Raw genomic sequence first — 20,009 nt, forward strand, 5'->3', positions numbered from 1 at the left:
CCGTGTCCGGATCCGCTTCGGATTTCCTGGCTTCGGTTCTGATCAAGACCATCCAGGGTCTGTTCAGCGGCAGTGCCGGCGGCACCACGCCGACCGCCTGAAACCGCAGTAGCACGACGGCCCATCGAATCGCGCGGGATTCGGTGGGCCGTCGGCGTTGGTCGGCTCAGCGCAGCAGGTCCGGGATGAGCACCCGGGTGTCGGGCACGAACGGCCATGCCGGGTTCTCCAGATGCGACCGCAGCTCCTCGTCGGACCACCACCAGCCGTCCGCGATCTCCTCCGGCTGATGCCGGATCGGCCCGTCGTAGCGCAGCTCGTAGGCGAACAGGTGGCACCGCATCGGCCGCCCCGCCCACTCGCCGTCCCAGGACGCGCTCGCCAGTGGCAGCGGCCGATCGTCGTGCGGGCCCAGTTCGATGCCCAGTTCCTCACCCAGCTCCCGGACCGCCGCCGCGGCCGGTTCCTCGCCCGGATCCAGCACCCCGCCCGCCAGGCAGTCGTGCATGCCGGCGAAAACGGCCTTGGTATCGGTCCGCTTGTGCACGTATACCTTCGACCCGTCGCCCGAGCGGACCAGCACGCCCGCACTGGCGTGCCACAGGCCCTCCGCATACACCACCGCGCGCTCCTGCGCGCCGATCTCACGACCGGCGGCGTCGTACACCGCGATCATCTCCGGCATGGACCGGGCTCTCCTTCCTGCCGCGCCGCGGGACCCGGCGCCCTGCTGTGCACAGTAGCGATGCCGCGCGGGCTCCCGGCTCCCGGCGTAGCCTCAGGGGCGCAACCGTTTTCGTCAGGGAGGACGAGATCATGCCGCTGCCGCAGGTACTCGCGAGGATCAATCGGCGGGTCAGCAACCCGGTACTGGGGGTCGGGGCCCGGGTGGTGCCGTTCTTCGGGGTCGTGATCCACCGCGGTCGTCGGTCCGGGCGTGTCTACCGGTCCCCGGTCATGGTCTTCGAGCGCGACGGCGGCTACCGCATCGCCCTGACCTACGGGCGGGACGTGGACTGGCTGAAGAACATTCGGGCGGCGGGGACCTTCGAGTTCGAGACCCGCGGGCACACGGTGACCCTCACCGATCCGGTGGTCGGCCACGACGCCTCCGCCTCGTGGGCCCCGCCGCTGGTGCGTCAGGTGCTGGTGGGCCTGAACGCCGAGGACTACGTCCAGGCCCGGCGCGCCGACTGACGCCCGGCGGGCGGCTCAGCGCCCAGTGAGTCGGGGGCTCGGCGCGTAGTGGGCCAGGAGATCAGCGCACCGTGAGCCGGACGATCACACAACCCTGCTGCCAGCTCTGGTAGGCATCGGCGAGGTTGGGGTTGCCCGCCGCATCGACGCCCATGCCGTTGAACTTGGCCCACTGCTTGTTGTCGCGGGCGATGGCCTCCGACAGCCGCACCACCGATTCGGCATCGGTGACCACCTCGGCGTCGGCGGTGTGCCTGGGCCCGCCGAAGGACACCTCGATGGGCACTCCCTTGCGGATATTGCTGACCCACGGACGCTTGGCGGTGCCGACCAGGATGTCGCCGTCGTGGCGGGTATAGGCGACGGGCACGTGGTAGTGCCTGCCCGATTTGCGGCCGACCACGTGCAGCACGCACAGCCGCTGGCCGACCCGGGCGGACAGCACCGGCACCCGCAGCAGGCCGCGAATGAAGGTATTGAGCAGGTTCTGATAGGACCGGATCGGCTCCGGCCCGGTGGTGGTCGGGGTCCCGTAGGGGTTGGTCTCGGGGGTTCGGTCGGTCATGCCGTCCTCCTTCGCTGAAACGCGTTGTGCGGCAGTCACACCGGCATCGAGTATAGATCTCGTGTCGCCGTGTCCGGAATTTGCTGGAAATAAGCTGTAGATTCCGGAGTGTTCGCATCATGGACCCGCCGGCGAGGAGTGCGCGTTGACCGATGTGATGAATCGCCCAGCTCGGCCGCTCGGTGCCGGACGGCACGCCAAGGCCGAGGAACGCCCGCCCATGGCGTGGTGGACCGTCGCGGCTGTCGCGGTGCCGGCGGCAGTGGTGCTGCTGTTGTCGGCGAGCCGGTACGGGTATTTCGGGGACGAGCTGTACTTCCTGGCCGCGGGCCGGCGGCCGGGGTTCGGGTACGCCGATCAGGGGCCGGTGCTGCCACTGCTGGCGTGGCTGATGGACAGCCTCGCGCCCGGATCGTTCTTCGTGCTGCGGCTGCCGTCGGTCGCGTTGACGGTGACCGCGATCGTGCTCTGCGCCATGCTCGCGCGGGAATTCGATGGCGGCCGGTGGGCGCAGCTGCTCGCTGCGATCGGGTACGCCAGCTCGCCGTTCCTGCTGTTGCAGGGGACCATGCTCACCACCAATGCCCTCGACACCGCGCTGTGGGTGATCATCACCTGGCTGGTGGTGCGCTGGGTGCGGACCCGCGACGACCGGCTGCTGCTGGCCGCCGCCCTGGTCACCGCGCTGGATATGCAGGTGAAGTGGCTGATCCCGTTCTTCTGGATCGCGGTCGTGGCGAGCAGCCTGCTGTGCGGGCCGCGCGAGCTGGCGCGGCGGCCGCTGCTGTGGGTGGGCGGGGCGATCGTGGTGGCCGCCACGGTGCCCGAGCTGATCTGGCAGGCCCGGCACTCCTGGCCGCAGCTGAAGATGGGCGGGGTGATCGGATCCGAGCAGGGGATCCTGGGCGGGCGGCTGCTGTTCGTGCCGATGTCGGTGAGCCTGGCGGGATATCTGGGCGCCCTGCTGCTGTTGTGGGGACTGTGGGTGCTGCTGCGCTGGGATGTGCTGCGGCCCTACCGGTTTCTGGGTGTCACCCTGCTGCTGTTGTACGCGGCGTTCCTGATCACCGGCGGGCGGATCTACTACGCGGCGGGCATGTACGCGGTGCTGATCGCGGCGGGCGCGGTCGGCGTGGTCGGCACGGCCGAGCGGATCGGCTCGGTGTGGCGCCGGGCGATCGCCGTGTGTGTGGCCGTATTGGCGCTGGGCGCAACGGTTTTCACGCTGTACTCGACCCCGTGGCGGCCCGCCGATCAGGTGCATCCGCCCCGTGACGACGCCGAGGCCGCCATCAGTATCGGCGTGTACGGCTCCTTCGGGTGGCACGAACTCACCGACGAGGTGACCCGCGCCTACCGGGCGCTCACCCCGGCCGAGCGCGCGCACGCGGTCATCATCACCGACACCTACTGGCAGGCGAGCGCGCTCGACGAGCTCGGCCGCGACCGGCTACCGCCGCTGTACAGCCCCAGTCGCGGCTTCGGCTACTTCGGCGCGCCCGACGATGCCACCGCGGTGCTGGCCGTCGGCAATTCCGAGGCGGCGCTGCGCAGCCAGTTCGGGCACGTCGAACCCGTCGGCAAGGTGGACACCAGGCTGGGCTTCAAGGGCAATACCCAGGACGTCACCATCTGGAAGTGCTCGGGCCCGAAGCAGCCGTGGTCACAGGTGTGGCCGAACTGGATGCACCTGTAGCGGCGCGCAGCGGGACGACCGTGGGCGCGGGCCCCTCACCGAGCTGCAAGCGCTCCACCGCGGCCGCCAATTCCGGTAGCGGCGCGGTCGGCTGTCCGGCTCAGTGCGTGAACGAGTCCGCCGGTCCGAGTGGAACCACCAGCGCCGACGGATACACCGCGTTCTTCTGGATCTGCTGCGAGGTGCCCAGCAGCCGGCCCAGATCCGCCGGATTGGGGATCGTCGAGGGGAACGTGCCGCTGCTGATCCGCAGCCGCAGCGCGTGGCCGGGCTCGAGCCGGTGGAAGGCGGGCCGGATCTTGACCTCCATCTTCACCACGTCGCCCGGCGTGAGCAGCTGCTCGTTCTCCTTCAGCACGGTGTGCTCGGGCGCGTAGACGGTGCCGTCGGCGGTCGTCCAGGTCTTGCCGTCGTCGAGGGTGCGCTGGCTGGCCAATTGTGAACCGCCCGTAATGTTCACGGCCGTCCCGTCCGGCGCGACATCGTCGAGCCACACCTGGAAGGCCGCGTCGGTGCCGGTGGAGGAGGCGTACAGGGTGACGCTCGACGGCCCGGCCAGCACGGTCGGCTCGGTCACCGCGTCCATGGTGTAGCGCAGGCCCGCCGTCGGATTCTGCACCCATTCGGTGCACGGGTCGGAGACGGTGAAGATCCGGAACACGAAATCGAGCAGGCCCGCCGTGTACTGGCCCAGCGACTCGCGATTGCAGATGTTGTCGATGCCGGTGTAATTCAGGCGATCGGAGGCGTCGGCAGCCGTCGGCTGGTCCGCGACGAGACGGTCACCGTCGAAATAGCGCTGCCGGACGGCCGCCTGCTCGAACGGATAGCGCGCGGTGTCGGCGGCATTGTTGCCGGCGTCGATGACGTGCAGCGGGGTGCCGGTCTCGTCGACGCCATTGTGAATGTCGTAGAGCCACCGGTCGAACCAGGCCAGGGTGATCCGATCGGTGTCCATGCGCGAGCCCGGGCCCAGCCCCAGGCCGACGTGATACCAAGGGCCCATGAGCAATTGGTAGCGCCCGTCGGCCCGCTGGCCGGGAGCCATGGGCGCGAACTGGTCGCGGCCGGCCGCCAGGTTCTGCAGCTGCGCGTAATTGCGCACCGCGCCTTCCTGATACAGATCCCACCAGCCGTCCACCTGGTACATGGCGATGCCGTTGTCGACGAGGTTGTGCAGGCCGGTCTCGAAACGCCGGTCCTGCCACCAGGAGTTGTCGTAAGCGGTGGAGCCGCCGGTGTAGGCGTCGAACAGCAGCTTCACGGTGCTGGTGTCCGGGCCGACCAGCGCCAGCAGGTGATCGCCGAGGGACTCGAGGAACATCTGGGGTGAGACCGCGGCGGTCAGGAACGGCCCGATCAGGCTGAGGTAGGGGACCATCAGCGAGATGACCGTGAGCAGCAGCGGGCTCATCATGCCGTCGTGGTCGAGCACCTCGTCGAAGATGTTGTTGGGCACCGCGAACGGCACGATCGCCCGCAATGGCGAACCGGGGCCGACGGTTTCGGCGGTCCGCATGGCCGACAGGCCCGGGAACGAATAGCCGTACATGCCGACCTTGCCATTGGAGCCGGGCAGCCGCGCGGCCCAGTCCACCAGTTCCGCGCCGTCCTTGCCGTCCTGCTCGGAGGCCGGACTCCACGCGCCCGTCGAACCGCCGGTGCCGCGCACGTCCGCGGTCACCTCGATATAGCCGTGCCGCACCAGCATGTCCTGCATGGAGGTGGCCTGATTGATGATGCGGCGGGCGTCCTTCAGCTGGTCGGGGAGCTGGATGTGCAGATCGTCGATGACGCCGGTGATGGCGGCGGTGAGCGCGCTGGTCACCGCGCCGTAGGTGGTGAAGTTGACGATGACCGGGAACTCGCCCGCCGCCCGCTGCCCGGTCGCCGGATCGGCCGGATAGCGCACCTCGGCCTGCAGCTGGGTGCCATCGGAGAGCGGAACGACCTGTCCCAGTTGATAACCCACTCCATACCGATCGGGAGTCGGCTGATAGCCGGTCGGGAGTCCGAAGTTCACGGGCGCGTCGGGCACCGGCCCGAACACCGGCGCGGCCCCGGCGGGGGTGGTGGACGTGACGGTCATGGCCAGCACCGAGAAACCGGCCACGGCCCACGGGGCCAGACGGCAGCGGCGCGGCCGGAAGGAGCTACTCAACGATCTACCTCTGCGGATGGTCGGGAGGGCGCGGCCGGGTTCGCCGGATCTCCGGCGCCCCGCACGACCTCATCGTCGGAGTTCAGCAGACCGCACAGCGCCCGCGCGCCGCTACCGGCAATCGCCAAGACTGTGGCGCAGGCCATTGTGCACAAGTCCAAGCGGCGGGGGCCGGTGAATCATGAAGGCTCGCAACGAGGATGCGTCGCGGGCCGGTTCGGGAGCGGATTACGGTGCGAAGCAGGCGATTTCGAGCCGACGGGCGATGCGGGCGGCCGACAGTGTCATGGCGTCGGTCGGGCGGTGCGGGTCCAGGCCCGTCAGTTCGTGTACCCGGGCCAGCCGGTAGGTGACGGTATTGCGGTGGATGGTGAGCAGCCGGGCGGTGGCCAGCTGATTGAAGCCGGTGTCCACGAAGACCTCCAGGGTCTCTGCCAGCAGCGGCTGGGAATCCAGCGGCGCGAGCACGGCGGCCAGCCCCGCGCGGGCGGAACCACCTGCGGCAACGGTGTATTCGAACATGAGGTCCGGGCGGCGGCAGACCGGCTGGGGCCGGTCCAGGCAGCGGCCGAGCTCGGCCAGCAGGCGCGCCTCGGCGAAGACCGCGGGGACCTCCGCGTGCGACGCGGCGGTGGCGACGCCCACCCAGAACGGTGCGGGCGGGCCCATCCGGGACAGCGGCGCCTCGGGCTGGGGTGTGGGCCGCGCGGGACCGGGCAGCCGGCTGGTCAGCGCGGTCAGAGTGGCGGTGCCGTCGTCGCCGGGTTGCAGCGGCAGCAGCGCGGTCCAGCCACCGCTGTCCAGCCGCAGGAACACACCCGGAATGGACTCGATGCGATGCCGCAGCTCGCCGGTGTCGGCGCTGCGGGTCGTGCCCAGCCGGAACGCCGCGACCAGGAACGCATCCGGCACCGTGATGGCCGGTTCGTCCGCCCACTCGATGGGGTCGCGGCCGGCGAGCAGCGCGTCCGCGATGGCGCGGCGGCGTTCCAGCAACTCCCAGCGCGGATCGTGCGCGCGCTGCACGCACGCGGCGGCGATGCGGGTGGTGAGCAGGGTGATGTATCGCAGCAGCGACACCGCGGCGTCCTCGAGCAGTTCCCGCTCCGGCTCGGAGGCGGTGTCCTTCAGGCGAGACCACAGGTACTCCGCGCCCATGCTGTAGCGGCCCAGGACGTCTTCGAGGGATTCGCCGTCGCGGACCCGGCTCAGCGCGATCTGCACGACCTCCTGGGTGTCCTCCGGCGAGGGCGCGCGGCCGGAGCGCATGAACTCGAAGAACAGGTCCACATTCAGGCTGATGCCGCGTTCGAAACCGCCGGCCACCAGGGGTTCGGGCAGGGTGCGGTAGCGCGGCATCGCGGCCGGTACCTCCGTGCGCGCCACGACCGCACGCCGGTACAGCTCCTCGAGCGTTCGGTCCCGCAATCGCGCCTGCATCACTCTCCTACTACCAGTACAGCGAGTCGATAGTAGCGGCGTACGTGGTAGCTATCGGTTTGCGTCTGAGTTTCCCGGTAGCCGTGAGGTGATCACTGCCAGGAGCCCACACCTCGGGCAGCACCGCGAACTTCTTGATCTGCTCGACTCGCGAGAGCTTGCTGTTCGCCGCGTCGATGCCCTCTCGCAGGGATTTCAGCACCTGCGGGTGCGCGGCCAGGGCCGGCAGGCTCCGATCGGCCAGCTGATGGCGTTCGGCGAAGGTGGCGGCCAGCTCGGGGTCCAGGCAGATGAGCGCGGTGTTGTAGGCGCGGCCCTCGCCGATGGCCACCACCGTGCCCGCGAGCGGGGTGTTCTCGGTGACCGTGTTCTCGATATTGGTCGGCGACATGTTCTTGCCGGCCGCGTTGATGATGAGTTCCTTCTTACGACCCGTTCCTCCAGCGCCGCTTTGACTTTCACCCACACCCGGGGCACGCGCAGGAACACCGTCGGACGCACCCCGGTGAGCGAAGATCTGCGGGGGCGGATTTGTGCACAGTGACAGGCCGTTCGACGGCTCTCCGCGGTGCGCTGAAGTCTCGGGGAGCCGGTAGTGCTCTTGTAACGCAGTCTCATTCGCGTCCGTCCCCGGATGCCTGCGACGTATCGTGTTAGCACGAGCAGGACCGCCGGACCCCGACCGGGCCGTCCGATCGGGTAGGCGTGCGCGGCCACGAGGAGCGAGCGGTGATCACCCCTACCATCAACGGAGTCCAGAGCTACATCGACGTCGAGGAAGTCGAATACGTCGACATCCGATTCTGCGACGTCCCGGGCATCCAGCAGCATTTCTCGATCCCGGCGAGCATGTTCGGCGCGGATCTGGTCGAGAACGGCATCGCCTTCGACGGTTCGTCGGTGCGCGGCTTCCAGGCCATCCACGAGTCCGACATGCTGCTCCTACCGGATCTGCGCACCGCGCAACCGGATTCGTTCCGCGCCGCCAAGACCCTCAATATCAGCTGCTTCGTCCACGACCCGCACACCCGTGCCGCCTACAGCCGCGATCCCCGCAATGTGGCCCGCAAGGCCGAGGAATACCTGCGCTCCACCGGTATCGCCGACACCGCCTACTTCGGGCCCGAGGCCGAGTTCTACATCTTCGATTCGGTGCGTTACGACACTTCCATGAACGGGGCCTTCTACGAGGTGGATTCGTCGTCGGCCGACTGGAACACCGGCCGGCGCACGAACCCCGACGGCACCCCCAACCGCGGCTACAAGGTCCGGCCCAAGGGCGGCTACTTCCCGGTCGCTCCGTATGACGCGGACGTGGACCTGCGCGACCGCATGTGCACCCATCTGCAGCACGCCGGATTCGAATTGGAGAAGGGGCATCACGAGGTCGGCACCGCCGGGCAGGCGGAGATCAACTACCGGTTCAACACCCTGCTCGCCGCCGCCGACGACCTGATGCTCTACAAGTACATCGTCAAGAACACCGCCTGGGAGTCGGGCAAGACCGTCACCTTCATGCCCAAACCGCTGTTCGGCGACAACGGATCCGGCATGCACGTGCACCAATCCCTGTGGAAGGACGGCTCGCCGCTGTTCTACGACGAGGCCGGCTACGCGGGCCTGTCGGATCTGGCCCGCCACTACATCGGCGGCCTGCTGCACCACGCGCCGTCCCTGCTGGCCTTCACCAACCCGACGGTGAACTCCTACAAGCGCCTGGTGCCCGGATTCGAGGCGCCGGTGAACCTGGTCTACAGCCAGCGCAATCGCTCCGCCGCCGTGCGCATTCCGGTGACCGGCACCAGTGCCGGCGCCAAGCGCCTCGAATTCCGCTGCCCCGACTCCTCCGGCAACCCGTACCTGTCCTTCGCCGCCATGATGATGGCCGGGCTCGACGGCATCACCAACAAGATCGAGCCCGCCCTGCCGGTCGACAAGGACCTCTACGATCTCACCCCCGAGGAGAGCGCCGAGGTCACCCAGACCCCCGGCAGCCTCGAACAGGTCATCGACCGGCTCGAGGCCGACCACGACTACCTCACGCAGGGCGGGGTTTTCACCGACGACCTGATCGACACCTGGATCCGCCTCAAGCGCGACTCCGAGATCGCCGAGATCAACGTCCGGCCCCACCCGTACGAGTTCGAGCTCTACTTCGACGTGTAAACCTGAACTGCGCGAACACAACTGATTCCCGGGTTCGGTGCGCAGTCGATCCGCAGTGGTCGGAAACGAAGCGGCGGTGGCCATCAGTGAATGATGGCCACCGCCGCTGCGTTTCCTGCATGCCTCCTTGGGCAACTGCGCTTGTCTCCTTGCCCGGCAGTAACGAGACAGCCGTAACTGCGCGTGATGGGTGGGAGACGCCGATAATGTCGCAAGCTCGCACACAACCCTCTGTCCGTCATATTCAGGAGGGTTCGGGTTGTCGTTGCGGGGCGGCGGCGACGAGGTAGTGGCGGCCCGCGATTATCTGGGGTCGATACCGTACGGCGGGGTCGCAGACGACGGGACGGTCAGCTGGGCCGGCGATGATGGTGATGGGGCTCGATTTCGGGGTCTGCATGCGTTTCTCCGTGGGCAGGTTATTCGCCGAGGTGGGTGATCGGGCCGAATTGGCGTTCGTAGTTGCTCATGCTGTCGTTGAGGGTTTGCATGAGCCGGAAGATCAGCGCGGGTGGGAACTTCACCCGGGAGGTGACCTGCACCGGTTGTCGCATCATGGGCTGACCGGCCGGGGTGACAGCGCCCGGTTCGGTGGGCAGGTAGACAAGGCAATCGAGGGTGAAGTCGGTGCGGTTGTACCAGCAGGTGAACCCGTTGGCGTACACCCCGGCACTGACGGTCTCCGGCACGATGACCTCGACGTCGACATCGGATTCGTCCGCGGGCGGCGGAACCGGTCCGCTCACCGCGAACCTCCTTGGTAGCAGGGCCGGCGAACCGGCCACACCGGGTGCCCGGTGTGGCCGGCCGCCAGAACTGTGGTCACTGCGTCATCCTCGCCGGGTCAGCGGCCCTGCTGGAGGCGGGCCTGCTGGCGGATCTGCTGGAGCTGTATCTCCCACTGACCGGCGCGGTCCTGTGCCCGGTTGGCCTGGTCCTCGGCCTGCTGCGCCAACTGGCTGGCCTGGTCGGCCTGGTCCTGGGCGGTGCTGGCCCGTTGCTGGGATTGATTGGCCTCGCCCTGGGCCTGCTGGGCCTGGCTCTGAGCCCGGTCGGCCTCGCTCTGGGCCTGCTGGGCCTGGTTGGTGGCCAGGATCGCCTGCTGGCGGGCCTGCTGCGCCTGCTGGTTGGCCTGGTTGGCGTCCTGCTGCGCATGCTGGGCCTGATGCTGTACCTGCCGTGCCTGTGCCTGCGCCTGGCGCGCGAGACCCGAGGCCTGCATCGCGTACTGGCGGGCGTTCTGTGCCTCCTGCCGGGCTTCGTCCATTCGCAGCCGCAGCAATTCCACTTCCGCCTGCACGTCGATGTCCCCGCGTCGAGCTTCCGCCGTCGCAGTACCGCTGCTTTCCTGTGCCATGTTCGAGCTCCCTTTCAACGATGTGTGGATTCGGACACTGAGGTTGTTGCGGGAAGAACTCGTGTGACCGGTGCCATTCTGCCCAATACATCACCGCGCGGTAGTAACTTTTCAGCAACCAGTACGCAAAGCCGACGAAACACAGTTCGACATGCCACGGCGGAGCGGTCTTGCCCTCCCCGTTCGCGACCGTGTACTCATGCGGCTACCGCTCTTTCGGCGCCTGACAACAGAGTCGGCTCACGCGGAATCGGGATCGGTGTCTCGCTGGTCGCCGACTTCGGCGGCTCATCGGGCCACTGCCGCTCCGGGTGAATCGCCCCCAAGGTGCGAAATCGGCATCGGCCATCGGCACCGCCGGCATCCGCGGCCCCGCGAACACGCCCAGCAGCGCAGCCACCCGCAGCGGGGCCGGAAACCGCGTCGGGGGTGCGCTGCACCTGGGCGCGGAACTGCGTGCTCAGGGTCTCGACCGGGGCCAGCTTGGGGTCGAGGACGTCGGAGGCGGCCAGCACGGCGTCGTCGGCCAGCGCCTCCAACGCCGCGGTGCATCGCACACCGCCCAGATCTGTTCGGTAGTGGCCACATCAGGGCTTCTGCTCGCCCATCGGCGGAGATATCTTGCGCGAGTGTTGATTTCGCGCCGGCGGGCCCGCGTGCGCGGCATCATTCATGATCTGCGGCAGCCGCCTGTGTCAGGCAGGGAGAGGGGCAGGCTCCGGGTGTTCGAGCCCGCGCGCAATTCGGCACGGGCAAGTGCGGAGTCGGCCCCAGTCAGCGTGGCGGCAGCGCTGTAGCCACCGTCGTCAAACGTACGGTTGGCGCTTCCGCATCAGTAGTTGCGGGAACTCAGTGGCGGGTGGTTTGCGAGCGGTGGGAAAAGTGTGCTTTCTCGGCCTGTTCCATCAGGCGCATGAACTGGTCGGTCTGCAGGTGGACGAGTGTCTCATGATCACCGGCCTCGAAGTAGATATCCGGCTGCGTGGTGAGACTCTCGTCCATCAGCGTCGTCATGCCGTAGGCGGTGCACATGGGCGGGATTGCGCCGACCTCGCAGTCCGTGAAGGTTTCGCGGAAGTTCGATTCCTTGGCGAGCACCAGCCGTCGACCCGTTTGCGACCAGAGCTTCGCGAGTCGTAGGTGGTAGGTGGATGGCAGCACGGCGGCGACGTAGCCTTGCTCGTCTTCCAGGAGGACCGTCTTTGCGAGGCGGTCGCCCGGGATATGGGCGGTTTCGGCGGTTTCTGAGCTGTTGTGGCTATGCGGATGCGGTACGAGTTCGTACTCGGCGCCCGCATCCGTCAGGCACTGCTGCACGGTTAGCGATATGGACATGACGGACCTCCAATGACTGGTTGGCACCACCATTAACCCCAGCGGACCTGGGATTTCAGCATAGGTCATCGTGAATTTCTCGCGCCGGGACGAGGGCCTGGTCCTGCTCAACGGCTCCGGTAGCGGCGAGGGTTCGAACAGATCGGCCGCGGGCTGTCCGGCCGAGGCTCGGGTGCCGCGTGGCCGGTCTCCTCCTCGTAGACCCGCAAACCCTCTTCGATCTTGCCCGCCGCATTCTCCAGCTGCTCGGGCGTGAGGAACGGCCCGCGGGAGGCCGCGGCGAGCAGCTGGGCACGCACCTGATCGAGATTCATGCGTGCCCATTCCAGGCGAGGCAGTTCCGGCATGATCACAAGGCTACCTCGAGTCGAACAAACTTTCGATAGTAGGCGAGTGGTCCGACAGGTGCGCTGATCGCCTTTCGATCCGGCACAGCTGCGGGAGGCGGCACCGAGCTGGGCTCGGGGCCGCCACCGTCCATGCAGGTAGACAGCAGATACCGCTATCTACCAACTACCGCGAACGCCCAGTGTGGAGGCCGGGCCCTACTTCGACGTGTAGAGGCCGGCGAGGGCCGGTGGGAGCGGGCCCTCGTGCAGGACGCCCAGGCGCTGGGTGGCGCGGGTGAGGGCGACGTAGAGTTCGGCCGCGCCGCGGGGGCCGTCGGCGAGGATGTGCTCGGGCTCGACCACCAGGACCGCGTCGAATTCGAGGCCCTTGGTTTCGGAGGCGGGGACCGTGCCCGGCATGCCGGGCGGGCCGATCACAATGCTGGTGCCCTCGCGGACCGCCTCGTCACGGGTGAATTCCTCGATGGCCGAAGGCATCTCGCCGAGGGTGAGCTGTCGCGCCCACGGCTGCACGCCGCAGGAGCGCACCGACTCCGGCGGCGTGACCTCGGGCGCGAAGCCGGTCAGGACGGCGGCGGCCACGGCCATGATCTCCGCCGGGGTGCGGTAGTTCACCGTGAGCGAGCGGTAGGCCCAGCGGCCGGGAACGTACGGTTCCAGCATGGCGTCCCAGGAGGTCGCGCCCGCCGCGGACCGGCGCTGCGCGAGATCGCCCACCACGGTGAAGGAATGGCTCGGGCAGCGGCGCATCAGCACCCGCCAGTCCATTGCCGACAGCTCCTGCGCCTCGTCGACCACGATGTGCCGGTAGGTCCAATCCCGGTCCGCGGCAGCACGTTCGGCGAGTTCCCGGGTGTCGCGTTCCAGGAAGCGCTCGGCCAGGTCGTCGCCGTAGAGCAGGTCGGTGGCGAACAGGTGATCCTCGTCGTCCATGTGGTCGGCGCGGCCGACCAGCAGGTCGAGCACGCCTTCGGCGTACGCGGCCTGGGCCTTCCGTTCCCGTTCGGCCGCCGCGTCCGCTGCGGAGGTGTCACGGCCCAGCAGATCGACCAGTTCGTCGAGCAGCGGGACATCGGACACCGTCCACGCCGCACCGTCCGCGCGCCACAGCGTCTCGTCGGCGCCGGCCGCGCGCAGCCGGTCGGTGGACGAAAACAGTTCCGCCAGCAACGTTTCCGGTGTCAGCGTGGGCCACAGCTCGTCCATCAGCGCCGTGAATTCGTTGTGCTCGGCGAGTTCGGTGCGCAGATCGGTGCGCATGTTCTCCCAGGCCTCACGGTCGTCGCGGGTCAGCCAGCCCTCGCCGATCCGCTTGATGGCCCGCTCGGTGAGCGCCCAGGTGAGCACCTCGAGGAAGGTCGCGCGAGCCTGGTTGTGCGGCAACCCGCTACCGCGCGCCTCCTGCCGCGCCCAGCCGGCGATATCCGCGCCGATGCGCACCGTCACATCCGACAGCTCGATCGACACCGGCTCCTGCGGCACCCGCTGACGGTCGGCGATCGCGGCCTTCAGCACGTCGAGGATCCGCAGGGAACCCTTGAGCCGCACCGCTTCCGGTCCGTCCTCGGCCGTGATGCTCAGCCCGGGCATGAGATCACCGGTGGTGGTGAACACCACGTTCGTCTCGCCCAGCGACGGCAGCACCCGCCCGATGTGCCTGAGGAAGGCCGTGTTCGGGCCCACCACCAGCACGCCGTTGCGTTCCATCTGCGCACGCTGGGTGTACAGCAGATACGCGACCCGGTGCAGCGCCACCACGGTCTTGCCGGTGCCCGGCCCGCCCTCGATCACCAGCACACCCGGGTGATCGAGCCGGATGATCCGGTCCTGCTCGGCCTGAATGGTGGCCACGATGTCGCGCATACCCTCGCCGCGCGGCGCGTTCACCGCTGCCAGCAGGGCCGCGTCACCGCGCTCGCCGTCACCGGGATGGCCGAACACCTCGTCGGTGAAATCGGCCACCAGCCGCCCGCGCGTGTGGAATTGGCGACGACGCCGCATGTTCTCCGGGCTCGCGGCGGTCGCGATATAGAACGCCTGCGACGCCGGCGCCCGCCAATCCAGCAGCAGCGGTTCGAATTCGTTCGCCTCGTCGAAGATCCCGAGGCGCCCGATATACGAGTGCTCGCCGGTCACGCTGTCCAGCCGCCCGAAACACAGCCCGTTGTCGGCCACCTCGAGGCGCTTGACCTCCTTGCCCAGCGCCCGCACCTCCGCATCCCGCTCCACCAGGGTGGTGCCGCGCGAGCGCAGCGTCTCGCCGTAGCGGCCTTTCACCCGGGCCCGCTCGGCGTCCAGCCGCGCGTACAGCCCGGTCACATACTCCTGCTCCGCGAGCAGTTCCTTCTCGTACCCCTGGTCCGACACCAGCACCACACCTTCCCGCCTGGCCATTCCCCGCTGCCCGCCCGCGCGCCCATTCGCGCAGGTTGCAGCCCTCGGCCAGCGATTGTGCGCCAATACCGGGGCCTTGCCGCAAGTCCCCCACTGTGTTATATGGTTGAAGGGGAAAGGACGACGATCCTTTCCATTCCTTCCTCTTCCTCCCTCCCCATTCCTCTACGCCGCATTGGGTTTTCCCAGGCCGCGGCAGGGCGCTGTCCGCCCGAGGCCAGGGTCAGGATGCGCGGAACCGAGGTGCGCCTCCAGCTGCGGGCGGGTGTCCCCGAGCGCGATGAGCGCACCCAGGAGGTGAAGGCGGCGCGGTCGCAGCGTTCGCTGCGGGGCACGGTTGCGCTCGACGGCGAGGGGCTGTCGGGCCTGCTGTCCGACGATCCGGCGATGGCCGCCCTGGTCGCAGGGGCGCGTGGGCGTCGGATGGAGATGGTGAACAGCGCCCTGACGATCATCGAAGCTGCGCATCGAAAGACTGACCGGGTCGCGATTGTCCGGGTTGCTGTCCATCATTCGCGTAGAGGCGGTCGACGACGCCTGCGCCCGCGGGGCATCCGAGTTATTGCTCGGGGCGGGGCTGCATGGTCACAAATACGCCATCGACGCCGCCGTGGCCGAAATGGCAGTGCGGCAGCCGCCACCCGTGATCGTCATGACCTCGGATCCGCAGGATATGCACACTCTGTGCGGTGATGCGGTGCGAATCGTCTCCCTGTGAGGTGAGCCTCGACGCGCCGAGCGCGGTTGCGGGGCGGGTTGGCGTGTTGTCGTTAGATTGTGGGTCAGGACGGATCGGCCGCGACGCGAGAATGGCCCGCAGGGAGGCGGGTTCGCGTCGGGGTGCGGGAATATCGTTGTGACACAACGTGCCACGCGAATGACAACGCGTGGTCATGTGGGGTGGAGTCGGACTATGACCTTGACCTCACTGGCCACGCACTGTGGTGGCACGGTCATACGATCCGGGGCTGACATATGCGGGAAGGCGAGTAGGCCATGGATCGAAATGCGTTCGTCGAGGTGATGAACGAGGCGAGCGGCATGCTGGACAGCGGCCGGGCCGACGAGGCGCTGGCCCGTTTGTCGGCGTTCGACGACGGGCTCGACGCGGCGCCCGATCCCAAGGAGTACGGCTGGATCGTCTCCTACCGCTTCCGATCGGCCTTCGCCGCGGGCGATTACGCGCAGGCCCTGCGCCTGGCCGAACACGGCCCGGCCCGCTACCCGGCCGACATCCCGCCCGCCACGCTGGCCACCATGTACTCGATGGCCGTCGAGGCCGCCACCCAGCAGAGCCTGCCCGACAGCGCCGTCGTCATGGCCGACCGCTGTATCGACCTGCGGCGCGCCCACGGCGAACACGCCGAGGTGCTGATGGCCGCCATGACCGCGTGCACGCTGCTCGGCGATATCGAAAGACACGATCTGGCAGGCAGATATGCGCAGCTGCTGATCACCGAGGGCGTCGGCCACGACGACTACCGCGGCTACGGCTACTACGCGCTGTGCGCCGCCATCGAACAGGGCGTCGGCGGCCATCTCGTCGATACCCTGCGCGCCGGGCGCGAATGGCTGGAGAGTCAGGACAACGAATTCGCCCGGGTGGCACTGGAATACCTGCAAACCGCGCCCAGCCTGCAGGAACCCCTTGCCGTCAACCTGGATCTGGACGACCCGCTGGGCAACGGTGTGCCGCTGTCGGATCCGATTACCCCCGACGCCATGCAGACCCAGTTCCTGCAGGTCGGCGACGGCGCGCCGCAGGCGGTCTCCGGTCAGTCCCAGCCGCCGGCCGCGCAGCTCGCCGGCGGCGAGACCGCCGACGCCCTCATGGACGCCAACCGGCCCGGCATCGCCGCGGCCGCCTACCGGGCGCTCATCGACGACGCCCTCTCCAGCGGCAGTCCCGATCCGCTCATCATGGGCAAGTCCACGCTGGGCCTGCTCACCGCGCTCATCTTCGACAACCGGGTCGGCGAGGCGCACGCGGTGTGGATCGACGAGCAGGGGCCGACCTACCTGGGCATCTGGTCGCTGGAGAACGGCCAGACCTCGGTCCACGACGCCATCGCCTACAACCTGGTCGCGGCCTTCCTGCACTCGCTGAGCAGCGGCGACCCCAATGCCGCCAACCACGCCGTGGACAGCCTCATGATGCGAAACGTGGAGTGGGCCTACGAGAACGACCAGCAGGCCGTCCCCGCCATGATCAACACCTGGCGGCGTCACCTCTACGAGATCCACGGCGGCGAGCCCGCTCCCGAATACCGCTGGCAGCTCACCCAGGCCGAACAGCGCTGGGGCGCGCCCGTTCCCGAGGGCGGCCTGTACTGGATGCGCCCCTACCGCTGGGTCGTCGACTGGGTCTGATGTGCCGGTGAGCGGTGGCCCGGTCGCCGCCGCCTAGGCTGAACCCATGGCAGCGACCGAAATCTGGCACAACCCGAAGTGCTCCAAGAGCCGTACCGCCAAGGCGGTGCTCGACGACACCGGCACCGACTATGTCGAGCGCCGTTATCTCGACAATCCGCCCTCGGCCACCGAGATCCGCGCCGCCCTGACCAAACTCGGCCTCGAACCGTGGGATATCACCCGAACCGCCGAACCCGAGGCCAAGGAACTGGGCGTCTCGGCGTGGGGCCGGACCCCCGCCGACCGCGACCGATGGATCGAGGCCCTGGCCACGCATCCGCGACTGATCCAGCGCCCCATCGTCTTCACCGCGGACGGCCGCGCCTATCTGGCCCGCGACGAGGAAACCCTCGACGAACTCCGCTGAGCCTCAGGCCAGCGCGAAAACGGGGAAACCCGGGGCGATGTCGGCCAATTCGGCGTCGGTGGCGTGCTTGGTGACGCCCTCGAAGAAGCGGCCGACCTCCCAGCCCCAGCGGTCGAGGTAGGCGCGCAGTACCGGGATCTTGTCGGCGTCGGGGAGTTCGGTGGCGGTGAAGGTCTGGACCTTGCGGCCCAGGCGCAGTTCGCCGGATCCCGCGACGCGCAGGTTGCGGACCCACTGGGTGTGCCCGCGCGGGGCGACCAGGTAGCGGGCGCCGTCGTCGGTGGTGAGGACATTGACCAGGGTGGTGCGCCACTCGCCGGACTTGCGGCCGCGCACGGCCAGCAGCCGGGAGCCGGCGATGCTGATGCCGAGCTTGGGCAGCAGGTTGAAGAAGCGGTTCATGTAGGGGTCTAGGCCCTTCGGGCCGAGGTAGCGGGTGGCGGCGGTGTGGGCGTCCATGGGGCACTTCCTTCGACTTGTGAGAGCGGTGCTCTCTGATGTGATCAGTGTGCTCGCATGGTGTTGGGGCTGTCAAGAGCAGTGCTCTCGAAACTTGTCGGTGATCCGATTCGTGGCACACTGTCGGAATGAGCGTGCCCCGTACCGCCCGCGCCCGCGCCCGCGCCGAGATCACCCGCGAGATCACCGACGCCGCGCGCCGCCAGCTCGCCGAATCCGGCGCACCCGCGCTCTCACTGCGGGCCATCGCCCGCGAACTGGGCATGGTGTCCTCGGCGCTGTACCGGTATTTCCCCAGTCGCGACGAGCTGCTGACCACGCTGATCATCGAGGCCTACAACGCCCTCGGCGATGCCGTCGAGCACGCGGTCGCGACCGAGACCGCCCCCCGCGCCCAGTGGCGGGCCCTGTCGAATGCCGTGCGGGACTGGGCGATCGCGCACCCCCACGAGTACGCGCTGGTGTACGGATCGCCGGTGCCGGGCTATCGCGCCCCGCAGACCACCGTCGCACCCGCGTCGCGCGGACCCCTCGCCGCCCTCGGCATCGTCCACCGGGCCTGGCAGTCCGGCACCCTGGCCACGCCCGCGGAAACCCTCACCCCCGAACTCGAGACCCAATCCGCCCTGATCGCGGCATTCCTGAACTCCGGCATGCCCGAACCGGCGGTGGCGCGCGCCATGGTGGGCCTGACCCAGCTGTTCGGCGTGGTCACCTTCGAGCTGTTCGGGCAGCTGGACAACACGATGGACCCGGCCGGGCCGTTCTTCGCCTACTCGGTCGAGACCATGGCCGACCTCATCGGGCTCACCGAGTAGCACTCGAACCTCGGTGCGCTACAGCGGGAACGGTGGCGCGCCGACCCCGGCGATCCGCAGATTCCCCCACGGGTCCCGCTCCTGGAGCACGCCGGGCGCGGGCGCACTACCCGGCACGGTCAGGAACACCTGCCCGCGGCCGGGATCGGGCAGTTCGCTCCCCTCGACCGCGGAAATCCGCCCGTGCCAGTGGAATTGGCCATCGATCGGATCGAGATGCCCGGTCAATGCCACGCGCACCGCCACCTCGGTACCGGGGGTGTCCAGCAGCGCGGGCCCCGAATAGTCCGGTGCCGCTTCGGGTTCGGTGAAGCCGGCGTGCGGGTCGGCCGCTGCGGGGGAGTCGCGCCGGGTCCGCCGGAACCTCACAGCAGCCCTCGCCGCCGCCAGAGACGTTTGCCGATCGGCCCCATCAGCCCCTGTGCGTCCAGGAACGCACCGAGATTCGCGGCGCCGAGCCCCAGCGCCCGCCGCGAATGCGGGTTGGCGCGGGCCAGCTTCCGGGCCGCCCGCCCGTCCTCGATGCCCGCGCGGACGTACATGTGCCAGTTGGTCATCAGGTAGACGAACAGGGGAGCGGCGACCGCGACACACAGTCGCGTGTACTGCACTTCGGCCTTCGACAGGGTCGGCACCCGGTCTGCCAGGGCCGCGCGCGCGAACCCGATGTGCCGCGCCTCCTCGGTGACGTGAATCCGCATGGCCCGCGCCACCAGCGGCTGCAGCTGTGGATCGTCGAGGGTGCGACGCTGCAGTGCGTCGAAGATCTCCTCGCCCACCAGTGCACCCACCCAGACCATCGAGCCTCGCAGGAAGAGCTGCAGGGCGCTGATCGTGCAGCGCTCGAGCCGGTTCGGCCAGTAGGGCCGCGTGCCGATCCGCTCGATCAGCTTGCCGAACATCATCATGTGCCGGCATTCGTCGCCCATCTCGGTGAGCGTGTAGTGCGCATGCCGGGAGGTCGGATCGCCTGCCATGAGCTCGCGCAGCAGCAGCCGGTTGAGCAGGTTCTCGAACCAGATGCCGACCGACAGCACATTGGCGAGCTCCTCGCGGGAGAGCTCGCGGCGCTGCGCGGGCGTCATGCCCTCCCACAACGGGGTGCCGTAGAGCGAGACGACCTCGGGCGGCAGGAACAGTTTGTCCGGATCCAGCGGGGCGTCCCAGTCCATGTCGACGACCGGGTCGTAGGACTTCTTGACCGATCCGGTCAGCAAGCGCTGAGCGAAGGACTCACGCCCGGACAGTGCGGCGGCCGTGGGGGCGGAGACAGCGTGGTCGCCCATGACAGC

Annotated in this window: 20 protein-coding genes and 1 pseudogene; 7 read left to right on the plus strand and 14 right to left on the minus strand. The window is 68.6% G+C overall.

The features are described 5' to 3' along the window. Nucleotides 1-166: 166 nt before the first annotated feature. Nucleotides 167-685, minus strand: a complete 519-nt coding sequence (locus ABZV44_RS04865) for an NUDIX domain-containing protein (protein WP_354832126.1) — start codon at nt 683-685, stop codon at nt 167-169. Nucleotides 686-816: 131 nt separating this feature from the next. Between ABZV44_RS04865 and ABZV44_RS04870 the strand changes: the two genes are divergently transcribed. Then, complete coding sequence (locus ABZV44_RS04870) at nt 817-1,197, plus strand: nitroreductase family deazaflavin-dependent oxidoreductase (RefSeq protein WP_354832128.1); 381 nt, start codon at nt 817-819, stop codon at nt 1,195-1,197. Between the two features lie 61 nt (nt 1,198-1,258). On the opposite strand, the gene ABZV44_RS04875 is transcribed toward ABZV44_RS04870, so the two are convergent. After that, on the minus strand, nt 1,259-1,762 hold the full coding sequence (locus ABZV44_RS04875; protein ID WP_354832130.1) for a nitroreductase family deazaflavin-dependent oxidoreductase: 504 nt from the start codon (nt 1,760-1,762) through the stop codon (nt 1,259-1,261). A gap of 154 nt (nt 1,763-1,916) precedes the next feature. Here ABZV44_RS04875 and ABZV44_RS04880 point away from each other — a divergent pair, with 154 nt between their 5' ends. After that, a complete protein-coding gene (locus ABZV44_RS04880) occupies nt 1,917-3,458 on the plus strand; it encodes a glycosyltransferase family 39 protein (RefSeq protein ID WP_354833102.1) in 1,542 nt (513 codons plus the stop codon). A 100-nt stretch (nt 3,459-3,558) separates the two neighbouring features. Here ABZV44_RS04880 and ABZV44_RS04885 read toward each other — a convergent pair whose 3' ends face one another. The 3 genes and pseudogenes from ABZV44_RS04885 to ABZV44_RS04895 all read right to left on the minus strand — a co-directional run. Next, a complete protein-coding gene (locus ABZV44_RS04885) occupies nt 3,559-5,619 on the minus strand; it encodes a CocE/NonD family hydrolase (RefSeq protein ID WP_354832132.1) in 2,061 nt (686 codons plus the stop codon). A 228-nt stretch (nt 5,620-5,847) separates the two neighbouring features. Then, nucleotides 5,848-7,059, minus strand: coding sequence for a helix-turn-helix domain-containing protein (locus ABZV44_RS04890; RefSeq protein WP_354832134.1), 1,212 nt, complete (start codon nt 7,057-7,059; stop codon nt 5,848-5,850). A 10-nt stretch (nt 7,060-7,069) separates the two neighbouring features. Next, nucleotides 7,070-7,489, minus strand: a pseudogene (locus ABZV44_RS04895) (long-chain fatty acid--CoA ligase); the annotation flags it as partial. 299 nt (nt 7,490-7,788) lie between these two features. On the opposite strand from ABZV44_RS04895, the gene glnA reads away from it, so the two are divergent. After that, nucleotides 7,789-9,225 (plus strand): type I glutamate--ammonia ligase, encoded by a 1,437-nt coding sequence (gene glnA / locus ABZV44_RS04900; protein WP_354832136.1) that lies wholly within the window; start codon nt 7,789-7,791, stop codon nt 9,223-9,225. A 419-nt stretch (nt 9,226-9,644) separates the two neighbouring features. On the opposite strand, the gene ABZV44_RS04905 is transcribed toward glnA, so the two are convergent. The 6 genes from ABZV44_RS04905 to helR all read right to left on the minus strand — a co-directional run bounded on the left by ABZV44_RS04905 (nt 9,645) and on the right by helR (nt 14,661). Next, complete coding sequence (locus ABZV44_RS04905; protein WP_354832138.1) at nt 9,645-9,971, minus strand: DUF3467 domain-containing protein; 327 nt, start codon at nt 9,969-9,971, stop codon at nt 9,645-9,647. 98 nt (nt 9,972-10,069) lie between these two features. Next, complete coding sequence (locus tag ABZV44_RS04910) at nt 10,070-10,582, minus strand: hypothetical protein (RefSeq protein WP_354832140.1); 513 nt, start codon at nt 10,580-10,582, stop codon at nt 10,070-10,072. A 197-nt stretch (nt 10,583-10,779) separates the two neighbouring features. Continuing rightward, complete coding sequence (locus tag ABZV44_RS04915) at nt 10,780-11,139, minus strand: hypothetical protein (protein WP_354832142.1); 360 nt, start codon at nt 11,137-11,139, stop codon at nt 10,780-10,782. Nucleotides 11,140-11,431: 292 nt separating this feature from the next. Then, nucleotides 11,432-11,917, minus strand: a complete 486-nt coding sequence (locus ABZV44_RS04920) for a YbaK/EbsC family protein (protein ID WP_354832144.1) — start codon at nt 11,915-11,917, stop codon at nt 11,432-11,434. 107 nt (nt 11,918-12,024) lie between these two features. Next, nucleotides 12,025-12,264, minus strand: a complete 240-nt coding sequence (locus ABZV44_RS04925) for a DUF6374 family protein (protein ID WP_354832146.1) — start codon at nt 12,262-12,264, stop codon at nt 12,025-12,027. 198 nt (nt 12,265-12,462) lie between these two features. Then, complete coding sequence (gene helR / locus ABZV44_RS04930) at nt 12,463-14,661, minus strand: RNA polymerase recycling motor ATPase HelR (RefSeq protein ID WP_354832148.1); 2,199 nt, start codon at nt 14,659-14,661, stop codon at nt 12,463-12,465. Nucleotides 14,662-15,160: 499 nt separating this feature from the next. Here helR and ABZV44_RS04935 point away from each other — a divergent pair, with 499 nt between their 5' ends. The 3 genes from ABZV44_RS04935 to ABZV44_RS04945 all read left to right on the plus strand — a co-directional run bounded on the left by ABZV44_RS04935 (nt 15,161) and on the right by ABZV44_RS04945 (nt 17,440). Then, nucleotides 15,161-15,379: a hypothetical protein gene (locus ABZV44_RS04935; RefSeq protein ID WP_354832149.1), complete on the plus strand. Its 219-nt coding sequence runs from the start codon at nt 15,161-15,163 to the stop codon at nt 15,377-15,379. A gap of 278 nt (nt 15,380-15,657) precedes the next feature. After that, on the plus strand, nt 15,658-17,031 hold the full coding sequence (locus tag ABZV44_RS04940; RefSeq protein ID WP_354832151.1) for a hypothetical protein: 1,374 nt from the start codon (nt 15,658-15,660) through the stop codon (nt 17,029-17,031). A gap of 46 nt (nt 17,032-17,077) precedes the next feature. After that, entirely contained in the window at nt 17,078-17,440 is a 363-nt protein-coding gene (locus ABZV44_RS04945; protein ID WP_354832153.1) for an arsenate reductase family protein, read from the plus strand. Between the two features lie 3 nt (nt 17,441-17,443). Here ABZV44_RS04945 and ABZV44_RS04950 read toward each other — a convergent pair whose 3' ends face one another. Then, a complete protein-coding gene (locus ABZV44_RS04950; RefSeq protein WP_354832155.1) occupies nt 17,444-17,899 on the minus strand; it encodes a nitroreductase family deazaflavin-dependent oxidoreductase in 456 nt (151 codons plus the stop codon). Nucleotides 17,900-18,027: 128 nt separating this feature from the next. Between ABZV44_RS04950 and ABZV44_RS04955 the strand changes: the two genes are divergently transcribed. Continuing rightward, the gene (locus ABZV44_RS04955; protein WP_354832157.1) at nt 18,028-18,717 is read left to right on the plus strand and encodes a TetR/AcrR family transcriptional regulator; all 690 of its coding nucleotides are present in this window, start codon (nt 18,028-18,030) and stop codon (nt 18,715-18,717) included. Between the two features lie 18 nt (nt 18,718-18,735). Here ABZV44_RS04955 and ABZV44_RS04960 read toward each other — a convergent pair whose 3' ends face one another. Beyond that, nucleotides 18,736-19,086 carry a DUF4873 domain-containing protein gene (locus ABZV44_RS04960; RefSeq protein WP_354832159.1) on the minus strand — a complete coding sequence of 117 codons (351 nt, stop codon included), beginning with the start codon at nt 19,084-19,086 and terminating at the stop codon, nt 18,736-18,738. Further along, nucleotides 19,083-20,003 carry a diiron oxygenase gene (locus ABZV44_RS04965; protein WP_354832161.1) on the minus strand — a complete coding sequence of 307 codons (921 nt, stop codon included), beginning with the start codon at nt 20,001-20,003 and terminating at the stop codon, nt 19,083-19,085. Before ABZV44_RS04965 ends, ABZV44_RS04960 begins: the two co-directional genes overlap by 4 nt. Between the last annotated feature and the right edge of the window lie 6 nt (nt 20,004-20,009).

Origin of the sequence: Nocardia sp. NPDC004860 (assembly GCF_040609015.1) — a bacterium.
GTDB lineage: Bacteria > Actinomycetota > Actinomycetes > Mycobacteriales > Mycobacteriaceae > Nocardia.

Coding starts and splice junctions, on each gene's coding strand:
- ABZV44_RS04865 (WP_354832126.1), bottom strand. CDS start 685: ATGCCGGAGATGATCGCGGTGTACGACGCCGCCGGTCGTGAGATCGGC.
- ABZV44_RS04870 (WP_354832128.1), top strand. CDS start 817: ATGCCGCTGCCGCAGGTACTCGCGAGGATCAATCGGCGGGTCAGCAAC.
- ABZV44_RS04875 (WP_354832130.1), bottom strand. CDS start 1,762: ATGACCGACCGAACCCCCGAGACCAACCCCTACGGGACCCCGACCACC.
- ABZV44_RS04890 (WP_354832134.1), bottom strand. CDS start 7,059: ATGCAGGCGCGATTGCGGGACCGAACGCTCGAGGAGCTGTACCGGCGT.
- ABZV44_RS04910 (WP_354832140.1), bottom strand. CDS start 10,582: ATGGCACAGGAAAGCAGCGGTACTGCGACGGCGGAAGCTCGACGCGGG.
- ABZV44_RS04920 (WP_354832144.1), bottom strand. CDS start 11,917: ATGTCCATATCGCTAACCGTGCAGCAGTGCCTGACGGATGCGGGCGCC.
- ABZV44_RS04925 (WP_354832146.1), bottom strand. CDS start 12,264: ATGCCGGAACTGCCTCGCCTGGAATGGGCACGCATGAATCTCGATCAG.
- helR (WP_354832148.1), bottom strand. CDS start 14,661: ATGGCCAGGCGGGAAGGTGTGGTGCTGGTGTCGGACCAGGGGTACGAG.
- ABZV44_RS04940 (WP_354832151.1), top strand. CDS start 15,658: ATGGATCGAAATGCGTTCGTCGAGGTGATGAACGAGGCGAGCGGCATG.
- ABZV44_RS04945 (WP_354832153.1), top strand. CDS start 17,078: ATGGCAGCGACCGAAATCTGGCACAACCCGAAGTGCTCCAAGAGCCGT.
- ABZV44_RS04950 (WP_354832155.1), bottom strand. CDS start 17,899: ATGGACGCCCACACCGCCGCCACCCGCTACCTCGGCCCGAAGGGCCTA.
- ABZV44_RS04955 (WP_354832157.1), top strand. CDS start 18,028: ATGAGCGTGCCCCGTACCGCCCGCGCCCGCGCCCGCGCCGAGATCACC.
- ABZV44_RS04965 (WP_354832161.1), bottom strand. CDS start 20,003: ATGGGCGACCACGCTGTCTCCGCCCCCACGGCCGCCGCACTGTCCGGG.